Raw genomic sequence first — 12,207 nt, 5'->3', positions numbered from 1 at the left:
CTGCCGGGCGAATGCATTATTCTGCTGGCGCGGGCAAAAATTCAACCTCATGAGCCGGTGCAACGCGAACTATTTCAGCCGGATCACCGACATTGTTGATGCGAACGAACAGGTCCCAGAGTTTTGCGGTCGGCGAAACCCAGAAAACGCACTTCACCGGCTGTTCGGACTTGTTGAAAATGCCATGCGATATATTGCGCGGCAGGCAGACGAGATCGCCCGCTTCGGCAACGGCATCCTTGCCGTCGAGCAGCAGGTCGAGGCGGCCTTCCAGCACATAGATGAATTCTTCCTGCGTGGTGTGGATATGCGGCGGAACGAAGGTGCCGGGAGGGAAGGTTGCATGCCACGACATGGAGCTTTCGCAGACATGCTTTGGCACATAGGTCTGGCCCAGAATGTGCCAGACAACGCCGTCCACGGAGGAGCCGGATTTGGTCACGCCAGCTGGAAGATCAGTCACTTGGATTCCCTTTCATGTGAGCGCATCCCGAAAAGTGTGAAACGGTTTTCGGAAAAGATGCGCGTTTAGAAACTACTCAGACGCGAGTTTCAGGCGGTCGCCCGGGTTACTTCCCGGTTGACCTGCTGTGTTGAAAAGCCTGCCTTTGCGGCATAGCCGCGAACAATCGCCTCGCGTTCGGCAAAGCTGATGACGCCGTCCAGATCGGCAACACCGGACGGTGCGCGACGTTCGACCTCATCGATGACACCTTCCGGCCCACCCAAACGATTGAGCCGGACGATTTCCGCAGTCGCAGGCAGTCGGATGGCCTGATAGGCGGCAAGTGCTGCACGACCGTGTTCGGCGGCGGCCAGATGATCGGCAAGCGTGCGGGCGTCGATGATGGCCTGGCTCGCGCCGTTGGATCCGACCGGATACATCGGATGGGCGGCATCGCCGATCAGCGCCACACGGCCATCGGTCCACCAGCGGGCGGGATCGCGGTCGCACATGGGATATTCGAAGAATGTATCGGTTGCCCGCACCAGCGCGGCGAGATCCACCACATTGATGCCGAACTTCTCGACATGCGGCATCAGCTCTTCATGCGTGCCGCGACGGCTCCAGTCTTCGCGCTTCGGCGCAGGCGATCCGTCGGCGCCCGGACGATAGGTGACGACCCAGTTGTTGAGGATTTTGCCGGGTGTCGAGCCCTTCGCAATAGGATAAAGCACGAGCTTATAGGTAAAGCCGCCCGCAACGATCATGGTGCGACCGTCAAGGAACGGGTCGCTTTCAACCGCGCCGCGCCACATCATGACGCCGTTCCATTTTAGCCCGGCTTCGTTCGGGAACATCTGATGCCGGATGACGGAGTGAATACCATCCGCGCCGATGACAATGTCGCCGGTTGCCGAGGCGATCTTCGATCCTTCGGCGAAATGCACCGTCGCCGAACCTTCGCTCTGGGCATAGCCGACGCAGCGCTGGTTGGCGACGATGGCGTCTGGGCCAAGACGTTCGATCACGGCATCATAGAGCAGTTTCTGCAAATAGCCGCGATGAATGGAAAACTGTGGCACATCATAGCCTGCATCCACGCCGCGCGGTTCGCGCCAGATTTCCTGGCCCTGCCGTGTCGCGTAAATCAGTTCACGGGTGCGGATGCCGGTGGCGTCGAGGGCGGGCAGTAGACCGATCTCGGCCAGTTCGCGGATGGCGTGCGGTAGCACATTGATACCAACGCCCAATTCGCGGACTTCAGGTGCTGCTTCGAAAATCTGGCAGTCGATGCCTCGTGCATGCAGCATGAGTGCCATGGTGAGGCCGCCAATGCCCCCTCCGACGATAATCGCTTTCATTCGCGGTTCCCTTTTTCGTGGCTGCTCTCTGGCGCCTGGGACCAACGATAAAAGCGGGAACGGTGCTGTCTATCACCAAATCGCCATTCCTAACAGGAAACCGCCAGAAACGCGTTTTGAGGCAAAATTTTCACGGTGCTTGCGCTCTCGCCACGGCATGATACTTTAATCTTAAAATAAAATGCTCTCTAAATGAGATACGGGGAATATCGTGATGCTGACTACGAGCTATATGCACCGGCTTTCGCCGTCCATCGATTCGTTCCAGGACACCATGTCCGGGCTGCTCCGGCCTTGCCGCATCTCGAAGAAATCCAGCCGGACCTATCGCACGGAAGTCGCCCACGGACGCATGCGGCCCTTCGGTCTGACGGCGATCCGCATCGGCGGCCACGCCCGTATCGAAGTCGAAGCGCATAACGATATGACTTTGTTGCAGGTTCCGTTGCAGGGCATCTTCGTTTCACGCGACCGGCGCGGTGACGAACTGTTGTATCAGTCGGGCATGAATGCCCAGCTGGTCGATGCGCATTCGGCAATCGACCTTGAGTTTCACCCGTCCACACGCATGCTGATTTTCAGCCTGAACGATACCCAGATTGATATTCTGGGCGGCAAGGAATTCATCGAGCAGTTCACCCATAACAAGAGGGTTGTATCGTTCGATACCCCGGTCGGCCACGCCTTCTATCAGCTGGCGCATTTCGTCATGAACGAAATCGAGAAGGACAAGGAAGCCTTCTTCCATGGTGGCCTGTCGGAGCGGCTGGAAGACAGCCTGATGGCGTCGCTTGCGGCGGCGCTCGATACGCAGCCGCGCGCAAGACCGCTGATGAGTGCGGTGCCGAGCTATGTCCAGCGCGCCGAAAAATTCATGCTCGACAATCTCGACAAGCAACTGACCTTGCAGGAGCTAGTCGACGCAACGGGCACCAGCGCCCGCACCTTGCACCGCACCTTCCGCAGTGTCCGGGGCAACACGCCGCTCGGCGTGTTCAAGAATATGCGGCTGGACAAGGTGCATGCAGAGCTTGCCCGCGGATATGCCGGGCCCGGCGATATTACACGCATCGCCATGGCCTGGGCTTTCAACCATATGGGTCTGTTTTCAGCCGATTACCGCCAGCGTTTCGGCTATCTTCCATCTGAAACCGTGCGCCGCGCGCAATAGGGTCGCGATTGCTACAAGAACCCCGACCGATAACAAAATGTTGCGCAATTGTGCCGGTCTGTGGAAACAGCTCATGCTTGCCGTTGTGGGATCAAGCCCCTTAAAATTGGGGTTCGAAACTGCTTCGGGAATGAACGAATGACACGACAGTTACACCTTACCGCCTTCATGCGCCCCGTCAGTCTGCACACTGGCGCGTGGCGATATCCGGGAGCTTATCCCGACGCCAATTTCAATTTCCACCATCTGAAGTCTTTTGCGCTGAAGCTTGAAGCTGCCAAGTTCGACGCTTTCTTCATGGCCGACCATCTGGCCGTGCTCAACATGCCGGAAGAGGCGCTGAAGCGCAGCCACACCGTCACGTCTTTTGAACCGTTCACCCTGCTGTCGGCGCTGGCGGCTGTGACAGACAAGATCGGTCTGGCCGCAACGGCGTCCACAACCTTCGACGAACCCTATCACATTGCCCGGCGCTTTGCCTCGCTTGACCATATCAGTCAGGGGCGGGCGGCGTGGAACATCGTCACGACCTCCAACCCGGATGCGGCGCTCAATTTTGGCAAAGAGGAGCATCTGGTTCACGATGAACGCTACAAGCGCGCGCGTGAATTCTTCGATGTGGTGACGGGATTGTGGGACAGTTTCGCCGATGATGCATTCCTGCGCGATCAGCAATCCGGCATTTATTTCGACCCGTCACGGATGCATGTCCTTGACCACAAGGGCGACGACTTCAATGTGCGTGGGCCGCTCAATATTGCGCGCCCGGTGCAAGGCTGGCCGGTGATCGTACAGGCGGGGCAATCGGAGCCGGGACGGCAGCTGGCCGCTGAGACAGCCGAAGTTGTCTTCTGCGCGCCGCGTGGCTTGTCCGATGCCAAGAAACTTTATGCCGACCTGAAGAGCCGCGTTGCAGCCGCCGGGCGAAATCCTGACCACCTCAAAATATTGCCCGCCGCCTTTATCGTCATTGGTGAGACGATTGCCGATGCAAAGGAAAAACGCGCAAAGCTTGATAGTCTGGTGCATTACGATAGCGCCATTGCGTCGCTGTCGATTGCCATCGGGCACGATGTATCCGGTCTCGATCCGGATTCCTATCTGCCGGAACTTCCTGACACCAATGCCAGCAAGTCGAGCCAGGAACAGGTGTTGAAGCTAGCACGCGAAGAAAACCTGACGGTTCGCCAACTTGCCCAGCGTTATGGCGGCTATTCGGGTCTGGCCTTCGTGGGAACGCCGGAAAGTGTCGCCGACGAGATGCAGCAATGGCTGGACGAGGCCGGTTGTGACGGCTTTACGGTGGTGTTTCCATTCGTGCCGCAAGGGCTGGACGATGTGGTGGAAAAGCTGGTGCCGGAATTGCAGCGGCGCAATATTTTCCGCAGCGACTATGAGGGTTCTACCCTGCGCGATCATCTTGGACTGCCGCGGCCGCGGAACCAGTTTTTCGACTGAAAAACCTGAAATGAAAACACCGCAGCCGATCAGTTCTGATCGGTTGCGGTGTTTTGGATAGAGGGCTCAGATCAGTTTGCTGCGCCAAAGACGCTGTAACAATTACGTCCCTTGCCTTTAGCTTCATAGAGCGCGATGTCGGCATTGCGCGCCAGATCCTGCGGCGTGAGGCCGTCGCGTGGCGCGACAACAGCGCCGATACTGGCGGAGACATCCAGAACAATGCCGTTAATGATGAAGGGCTCGCGGAAGGTTGCCACGATCTTTGCCGCGACGGCTTCAATTTCGTTTTGGCCGGTTGCATTGGGCAGAACAACTGCAAATTCATCGCCGCCGACCCGTACCGGCAGATCGTCGGTCCCAAGGGCAGAACGCAGACGCCGCGCGGCCTCGATCAGCAGTGCGTCGCCCATAATATGTCCATGCGTGTCGTTCACGGCCTTGAAGCGGTCGAGATCGATCAACAGCGCTCCAACCGATCTGCCGTTCTTCAGCGCATCCTCGATCATCGGGATTGCCAGCTCGTAAAGCGCGCCGCGATTGTAGAGCTTGGTCAGCCGGTCGGTCAGCGCCAGCCGCTTGAGGGCGACGGAATCGTCGTTGAGAAACTTGTTGGTCTTTTGCAGGCGCAGAAGGCCGCTCGCGACGCGTGCAAAGTCTTCAAGCTTGGCCAGATCGCTCTGGGAAATATGCCGGGGTTTGTTGTCGAGAATGCAAAGCGAGCCAACTGTCAGGCCCGCATCGACCGAAACCGGCGCACCGGCATAGAACCGGAAAAGCGGTTCTCCGGTGACATAGGGCATGGTGCAGAAGAAGCGGTCTTCAACCATATCTTCGACCACAAAGCTCTTGCCGCTTTCAACCACGAATGTGCATGCGGTCATCTCGCGCGGACAACTGCTGACTTGCTGCCCGGCATTGGCCGCGACGCGTTGCCAGTCCTGATCGACGATATTCAGGGCGGATGTGCTCGCGCCAAATGCGTCCTTGACGAGATCGACCAACGTGTCGAGTTCAGGCAAGCCGATGCTCGAAAGGGAGACAAGGCTGCGAACGCTTTCGAGCCGTTCGACTTCATTGGCCGGAACGGAAAAGCTTCGCTCCGGATTTGAGAAGCCCTGGACGTTTGTATTCATCATCTTCACCATCATGCATGCGTCGACCCGCCCCGGTTATAGATAGGGAATACGACAGCAACAGCAAGCAAAGCCTGCCGATGGCGAAGACGTTTAAACAAATTTTGTAATGTTTTTAGGCGGCCTCGATATCGCGAACCGGTGGATTGCCATAAAGGCGGCTGTATTCACGGCTGAATTGCGAAGGGCTTTGATAGCCCACGCGGTGGCCAGCCGTGCCAGCATCCAGTCTTTCGACCAGCATCAGTCGGCGCGCCTCACTCAGACGCAACTGCTTTTGATACTGGATCGGCGTCATGGCCGTGATCGACTTGAAATGGTGGTGAAACGACGACGGGCTCATATTCACATGCTCGGCCAGCTGTTCGATGCGCAAGGGCAGCGCAAAATGCTGGCGCAGCCATCCGATGGCGCGCGCGATCCGGTTGGCCTGACTGTCCACGGTGGCGATATTGATCAGACGGTCGCCGCTTGGACCTGTCAGCAGACGATAGAGAATTTCCTGTTCGATCAGCGGTGCCATCACGGGAATATCCTCCGGGTTGTCGAGGAGGCGCAAAAGTCTGATCACCGCATCGACAAGCCCGGCAGGCGCAGCGTTGACACTGATGCCCCACTGGTTTTCCGACGGCGCAATGCCGCGGCGAATGTCGCTGCGCCCGAGAAGATCAACCAGCTTTTCACTGTCGATGGCGAGCGACAGGCAAAGATGCGGTGCTTCGGCGCTTGCCTCGACCACCCGCCAGGTCACCGGCAGGTCGAGCGAAGTGACGAGATATTCTCCCGTTGCATAGTTGATTGTGGCCGAGCCGAGGCGCAGGGATTTCGCGCCCTGAAGAACCATGGCCAGACACGGGCGATAGCTGCCATGGCAGGGCACACTCGGCGTTGAACGTCTGCTTATCGACAGGCCGTCAATCGCGGTTTTGCGCTCGCCATCGGTCTCGATGAAGCGCTCGGCAAGCGACGCCAGTTCCCTATATGCATCAACGGGTAAGTTCATGGGCACCTTGCTTTGTCAACGATCCGACACGGTCCTTATTTATCCTTTTCGGAAATCGAAACCAAGGGACAGGGTTGGTCGAGCACATCAGATTTGCAGGATTGTGCAAGAAGCTTGCAGGATCGGTCTACCCTGTTTTCCCGGTTCGGAGCATAGTCGATCATCTCATCCTCCCCCAATTTTCCCCTGAAAAACGGAGTTTATTATGGCTATTGCAAGAGGTTATGCCGCCACCGACGCGGATCAGCCGCTGGTGCCGTTCACATTTGAACGCCGCGAACCCAATGCCGATGATGTGGTCATCTCGATCCAGTATTGCGGTGTTTGCCATTCTGACATTCACACGGTTCGCAATGAATGGAAAAATGCCGTTTATCCAATCGTTCCCGGTCATGAAATTGCGGGCATCGTCACGGCTGTCGGCGACAAGGTGACGAAGTTCAAGGTTGGCGACAAGGTTGGCGTCGGCTGCTTCGTGGATTCCTGTGTCGGCTGTGCGACGCGCGACGTCGACAACGAACAATATCTGCCGGGCCTGATCCAGACCTATAACTGCGATGACGCCGAAGGAAAGGCGCGCACACAGGGCGGCTATTCCGATCAGATCGTCGTCAAGGAAGGCTATGTGCTTTCCATTCCGGACAATCTGCCGCTTAATGCTTCGGCACCGCTGCTTTGCGCCGGCATCACACTTTATTCGCCGCTCCGCCACTGGAATGCCGGTCCCGGCAAGCGCGTCGCCATCGTCGGCATGGGCGGGCTTGGCCATATGGGCGTCAAGCTTGCCAATGCGATGGGCGCGCATGTCACGGTACTCAGCCAGTCGCTGTCGAAAAAGGATGACGGCCTCAAGCTTGGTGCGAAGGAATATTACGCCACCAGCGATGCCTCGACCTTCGAGAAGCTTGCAGGCAGCTTTGATCTGATCATCTGCACGGTTGGCGTCGCCATCGACTGGAATGCCTATCTTGGCCTGCTCAAGGTCAATGGAAGCATGGTCGTTGTCGGCGCGCCGGAACATATGGTGCCGGTCCATGCCTTCTCGCTTATCCCGGGCCGCAAGAGCCTTTCCGGTTCGATGATCGGCTCGATCAAGGAAACCCAGGAAATGCTGGACTTCTGCGGCGAGCACAACATCGTTTCGGAAATCGAGATGATCAATATTCAGGATATCAACGAAGCTTACGAGCGCGTTCTGAAAAGCGACGTGCGCTATCGCTTCGTGATCGATATCGCCTCGCTGGCAGCCTGATAAAACAAAAGGCGGGACTATTCAGTCCCGCCTTTTTCATGAGGTTGCAGCGACACAGGGCGACTTTTGGAACAGGCTCTCAGAACTGGAGCACCTGGCTGAGCACTATAATCGTGCCGACAGCGCATGAACAGGCAAAGAGCGTCAGTTCCGATGCCGTAAGCCGGTCGATCCAGATCGGTCGCTTCAATTGTCCATTCGTTCTTGTCGATGTGCTGGCGGGCAATTCCGCTTTTGCCCCGCTATCCCTTTTCATTGAACCGCTGCGCATTTTTCATTTTCTCCCCCATCCAACGCTAACTGCGTTGGGTCGCCGCGATACCGGCGTAATTAAGTAAACATTAACCAATCTTTAGTCGTCGGGAAACAGCAAAAACGGACGAACCGACAAACCGGTCTGACGAATGAACATGTTATTGCTCCTGATGATTGGTTGCGTCTGTATGGTTGCAATCCTGGCCGGGTTCTGGTCAAAGCCTGCAAGGCTTTACAGCAATGCAAAAACACGGCCCGAAATAGGATTGTTGAACCATGCCCGATAATGGCGCATTCGCACCATTTATTGCTGTCGACGGCGTTGGTTACGCCATCGCCGGGCGACCAATCCTGCATGGTGTATCGCTCCATTCTACGGCGCGCAGAATGGGCATTGTCGGCAGAAACGGCTCCGGCAAGAGCACGCTGGCACGGCTTCTGGCTGGTCTGCTGAAACCCTCAGAAGGTGCGATCCGCATTGCGGGCCAGGACCTGTACGAAGACCGCAAGGCGGCGCTTTCAACGGTCGGGATCCTGTTTCAAAACCCCGAACACCAGATCATCTTTCCAACTGTCATCGAGGAAATCGCTTTCGGCCTGCGCCAGCAGGGCGCGACCAAAGCCGATGCACGGACGATGGCGATAAAGGTGCTGGGCGATTTCGGCAAGGAACATTGGGCCGATGCCGCAATCCAGTCTTTGTCGCAAGGGCAGAAGCATCTCGTCTGCATGATGTCGGTGGTCGCCATGCGCCCGGCGCTGATCATTCTCGACGAGCCTTTTGCCGGGCTCGATATTCCGACGCGGCATCAGTTGTCGCGCTATCTGAATGCCGGTGAGGCGCGTCTTCTCCACATTTCCCACCATCCGGAAGATTTGCACGGTTATGACGAAGTGTTCTGGATCGATCAGGGCCAGATCCGGGAAACCGGGGATGCGCAAACGGTTCTGACCCGCTATGTTGAAGAAATGATCCTTCAGGGCAAGAGCGATGATCTCTCTCACCTCTCCCGTTAAAACACGCGCCCACCAATGGCCGGTGGCGGCCAAGGTCGCAGCGCTTTGCATCGCGACCACGACGCTTTTCATGGTCCAGTCGGTCTGGTTCCAGCTTGGCGCATTCGTGTTCTGTCTTGTGCTCTACGCGCTTCCGGGGCGGGTGTTCTTTCGCGCTGGCTTGCAGGCCATGCGCCCGGTTCTGCCGTTTGCCGCGGTGATTTTTCTCTGGCATCTGGCTTTCTACACCGCGCTTGAAGGGGTGGAAATCACGGTGCGGGTCGTCACGATGATCGCCTTGGCCAATCTGGTGACGATGACCACGCCGCTTGAAGATTTCGTGCATCTGCTGCGGTTTCTCAACGTGCCTTTGCGTCGCCTGGGCCTGCCGACGCAAATTCTTGAAACGGCCATTCCGCTGGTGATACGCTTTTCGCCGGTGCTGATTGCCAAGGCCGGACAGCTTGTTGAAGCATGGCGCGCCCGGTCGCGCAGGCGCCCAGGCTGGCAACTGGTGCTGCCGCTGTCACTGGCCGCGCTTGACGATGCCGATCATGTTGCCGAAGCATTGCGTGCTCGCGGCGGAACTCTCAAATAAAGGCTTCCCGGATGGAAAGAAATGTCGCCCATGTGGCCCTGTTTGCAGCGCTGATCTGCGCATTGGGATTTTTGCCGGCTGTCACGCTCGGCTTCGGCGTGCCGATCACTGCGCAAAATCTTGGCGTGATGCTTGCCGGGGCCGTTCTGGGGCCGAAACGCGGTGTCGCCGCCGTGGCGCTGGTGATCCTGCTGGTGGCGATCGGATTGCCGGTTCTGGCGGTTGGACGCGGTGGTCTTGGCGTGTTCTCGGGTCCGACGGTTGGCTTTCTGCTCGGCTGGATTCCGGCGGTTTACGTCACGGGCCTTTTCATCGAGCGTGCACCCATCGCCAATCTCGGCGTGTCGACCTTTATCGGCGCAGTGCTGGGCTGTATCGTGGTGCTCTATCTGTTCGGCGCAATCGGCATGTCGCTGATCCTCGCAAAGCCTTTCCTTGAAGCGGTCAAGCTCCTGGCCATCTTCATTCCGGGCGATGTGGTCAAGGCTGTCATCACCGGTGTTCTGGTGTCCGCACTTGCCAAAATCCGACCGCAGGATATTCATCGCGGTCAAACCATACGCTGAAAAGCTGTGCGTTCACGGTAACTTGTATCGCGCTGTGCAGCAGATCGGTATTCCTGATGCTTTCTCCAATCGGAGAGATTACGGTAATTTTTCATAGCGAATCGATGTCCAGATTGGGAGACATTGCATGGCAGCAGAGACCGGTGCGGCGCGTACCATTCGGACCATCGTCGAAACCATTCGACCACAGTTGAATGTCAAACTGTGGGACGGCACCCAGATCGGCGCCTTTGACGGGCCAACGCTGGCGATCAAGGACCCGTCGGTCGTGCGTCAGGTGGTGCTGAAGCCGAATTACGATACGCTCATCAGCCTCTGGACCTCCGGCGCGGTCGACATCGAAAACGGAACCATCTTCGATGTCGCCGAAACAAAGATCGACGGTCATCTCAAGGACCGGATCAAGGCGCTGCCGAAATGGCAGTTGCTGAAAGGCATTCCATCGCTGCTCTTTGCCGGCAAAGCGAAGGACCAGGAAAATATCGACGGAAAGTCTCCCTTCGTCAGCGGCTCGAACAAGGAAGCGATCACCCATCACTACGATGTGTCGAACGAGTTTTATCAGCTGTTTCTCGATGAACGCATGGTTTACACCTGCGCCTATTTCACCGACTGGCAGAACAGTCTGGATCAGGCACAGCACGACAAGCTGGATCTGATTTGCCGCAAGCTGCGTCTGAAGCCGGGCGACCGTTTTCTGGATATCGGCTGCGGTTGGGGCGCGCTTTTGATCCATGCCGTGCAGAATTATGGCGTGATTGGAACCGGCGTTTCGCTGTCGGAAGCACAGACCGCGCTGGCCCGACAAAGGATCAAGTCTGCCGGGCTGGAAGACAAGATCACCATCCACATCAAGTCCTATACCGAGCTTGATCAGGAGTTCGACAAGATCTCGTCCATCGGCATGTTCGAACATGTCGGCATTGCCAATTACGACACTTATTTCAAGTCGGTGCGGCGTTTGCTGCGGCCCGGCGGTCTCTATATGCACCACGCCATTACCCGTCGGATGAAGAAGAACAAGAAGAGCTTCAACCGCAAGAGTGCGGAACATCTGGCGCTGGTGAAATATATCTTCCCGGGCGGTGAATTGGACCATCTGGGCATGACGGTTGAGAATCTCGAAGGCCATGGCTTTGAGGTGCATGACGTGGAAAATCTCCGCGAGCATTACGGCCGCACCTGCCGCATGTGGGCGGACCGGCTTCATGCCAATTTCGACAAGGCCGTTGCCGAGGTCGGTTATGCGCGGGCGCGCCTCTGGATATTGTATCTCGCAGGATGCGCATTGGCATTTGAGCGCGGAACGGTTCAGATCAACCAGACACTTGCCTCGAAGCGCAAACGTGGCATTTCGGCTGTTCCGCAAACACGCGCTGATATTTATCAGAGCTAGAGCATGTCTCCCGAAAGCGGAAACGGGTTTCGGGACAAAGACATTCGTGAAAACAAAAGCTTAAAGCAATATGATGGGCAGGCGAAGCGCGAGCTTCCGCCTGCCGCTCGATTTATGCCTATCGGACTTCGCGGTCGATATCGCGCCGCAGCACGAAAGCGGTGGTGATGTCGTCGACGATATCATGGGCGGCAACGAGGTCGCGCACGCGGTTCAGATCGTCGATTGTTGCCGCTTCCAGCTCGACAACCAGATCAAGCTGTCCGCTGACTGACGAGACGCGGCGGACTTCGGCATGCTGCGCCAAAATGTCGAGAAGCGCCAGAGCGGGCGTGCGTTTCAGGCTTACGAGCAGAATGGCGCGGATGAAATTGGTATCGATCTCGCCGATATCCGCGCGATAGCCGCGAATAACGCCGCTGCGTTCCAGATTCGTGACACGTTCGCTGGTCGCGCTGCGGGACAAGCCGATACGACCGGCCAGCGTCTTCAGCGCGATGCGCGCTTCCTTGGACAGAATTGCCAGTATTTCGCGATCTTTCGCATCAAGTTCCCGCATCGTTACCCTAT

Annotated in this window: 13 protein-coding genes; 8 read left to right on the top strand and 5 right to left on the bottom strand. The window is 57.3% G+C overall.

Annotated elements, in window-relative coordinates; translation table 11 throughout:
- Positions 1 to 16: 16 nt before the first annotated feature.
- Both FGI60_RS16825 and FGI60_RS16820 read right to left on the bottom strand, forming a co-directional pair.
- Complete coding sequence (locus FGI60_RS16825; RefSeq protein WP_078338209.1) at positions 17 to 463, bottom strand: cupin domain-containing protein; 447 nt, start codon at positions 461 to 463, stop codon at positions 17 to 19.
- Positions 464 to 552: 89 nt separating this feature from the next.
- The gene (locus FGI60_RS16820; RefSeq protein ID WP_138786175.1) at positions 553 to 1,806 is read right to left on the bottom strand and encodes a flavin-dependent oxidoreductase; all 1,254 of its coding nucleotides are present in this window, start codon (positions 1,804 to 1,806) and stop codon (positions 553 to 555) included.
- 214 nt (positions 1,807 to 2,020) lie between these two features.
- Between FGI60_RS16820 and FGI60_RS16815 the strand changes: the two genes are divergently transcribed.
- Together FGI60_RS16815 and FGI60_RS16810 are read left to right on the top strand one after the other, a co-directional pair.
- Positions 2,021 to 2,977 carry an AraC family transcriptional regulator gene (locus FGI60_RS16815; protein WP_138786252.1) on the top strand — a complete coding sequence of 319 codons (957 nt, stop codon included), beginning with the start codon at positions 2,021 to 2,023 and terminating at the stop codon, positions 2,975 to 2,977.
- Positions 2,978 to 3,115: 138 nt separating this feature from the next.
- Positions 3,116 to 4,435, top strand: a complete 1,320-nt coding sequence (locus tag FGI60_RS16810) for an LLM class flavin-dependent oxidoreductase (RefSeq protein WP_138786174.1) — start codon at positions 3,116 to 3,118, stop codon at positions 4,433 to 4,435.
- Positions 4,436 to 4,506: 71 nt separating this feature from the next.
- On the opposite strand, the gene FGI60_RS16805 is transcribed toward FGI60_RS16810, so the two are convergent.
- The gene (locus FGI60_RS16805; protein ID WP_235889840.1) at positions 4,507 to 5,571 is read right to left on the bottom strand and encodes a sensor domain-containing diguanylate cyclase; all 1,065 of its coding nucleotides are present in this window, start codon (positions 5,569 to 5,571) and stop codon (positions 4,507 to 4,509) included.
- 115 nt (positions 5,572 to 5,686) lie between these two features.
- Complete coding sequence (locus FGI60_RS16800) at positions 5,687 to 6,574, bottom strand: AraC family transcriptional regulator (protein ID WP_138786172.1); 888 nt, start codon at positions 6,572 to 6,574, stop codon at positions 5,687 to 5,689.
- A gap of 205 nt (positions 6,575 to 6,779) precedes the next feature.
- Between FGI60_RS16800 and FGI60_RS16795 the strand changes: the two genes are divergently transcribed.
- From FGI60_RS16795 to FGI60_RS16770, 6 genes are all read left to right on the top strand, one after another.
- On the top strand, positions 6,780 to 7,826 hold the full coding sequence (locus FGI60_RS16795; protein WP_138786171.1) for an NAD(P)-dependent alcohol dehydrogenase: 1,047 nt from the start codon (positions 6,780 to 6,782) through the stop codon (positions 7,824 to 7,826).
- Between the two features lie 113 nt (positions 7,827 to 7,939).
- Positions 7,940 to 8,164 (top strand): hypothetical protein, encoded by a 225-nt coding sequence (locus tag FGI60_RS16790; RefSeq protein WP_138786170.1) that lies wholly within the window; start codon positions 7,940 to 7,942, stop codon positions 8,162 to 8,164.
- A 193-nt stretch (positions 8,165 to 8,357) separates the two neighbouring features.
- Positions 8,358 to 9,098: an energy-coupling factor ABC transporter ATP-binding protein gene (locus tag FGI60_RS16785; RefSeq protein ID WP_138786169.1), complete on the top strand. Its 741-nt coding sequence runs from the start codon at positions 8,358 to 8,360 to the stop codon at positions 9,096 to 9,098.
- Positions 9,073 to 9,675, top strand: coding sequence for an energy-coupling factor transporter transmembrane component T family protein (locus FGI60_RS16780; RefSeq protein ID WP_138786168.1), 603 nt, complete (start codon positions 9,073 to 9,075; stop codon positions 9,673 to 9,675). Before FGI60_RS16785 ends, FGI60_RS16780 begins: the two co-directional genes overlap by 26 nt.
- Before the next feature lie 11 nt (positions 9,676 to 9,686).
- Positions 9,687 to 10,241: a biotin transporter BioY gene (locus FGI60_RS16775; protein WP_078338224.1), complete on the top strand. Its 555-nt coding sequence runs from the start codon at positions 9,687 to 9,689 to the stop codon at positions 10,239 to 10,241.
- Between the two features lie 127 nt (positions 10,242 to 10,368).
- Positions 10,369 to 11,637 (top strand): SAM-dependent methyltransferase, encoded by a 1,269-nt coding sequence (locus FGI60_RS16770; RefSeq protein ID WP_138786167.1) that lies wholly within the window; start codon positions 10,369 to 10,371, stop codon positions 11,635 to 11,637.
- A 118-nt stretch (positions 11,638 to 11,755) separates the two neighbouring features.
- On the opposite strand, the gene FGI60_RS16765 is transcribed toward FGI60_RS16770, so the two are convergent.
- Positions 11,756 to 12,196, bottom strand: coding sequence for an Lrp/AsnC family transcriptional regulator (locus FGI60_RS16765; RefSeq protein WP_078338226.1), 441 nt, complete (start codon positions 12,194 to 12,196; stop codon positions 11,756 to 11,758).
- Positions 12,197 to 12,207: the final 11 nt, after the last annotated feature.

Origin of the sequence: Brucella haematophila, from assembly GCF_005938105.1 — a bacterium.
Lineage (GTDB): Bacteria > Pseudomonadota > Alphaproteobacteria > Rhizobiales > Rhizobiaceae > Brucella > Brucella haematophila.
This window is presented reverse-complemented; position numbering and strand designations above follow the sequence as displayed.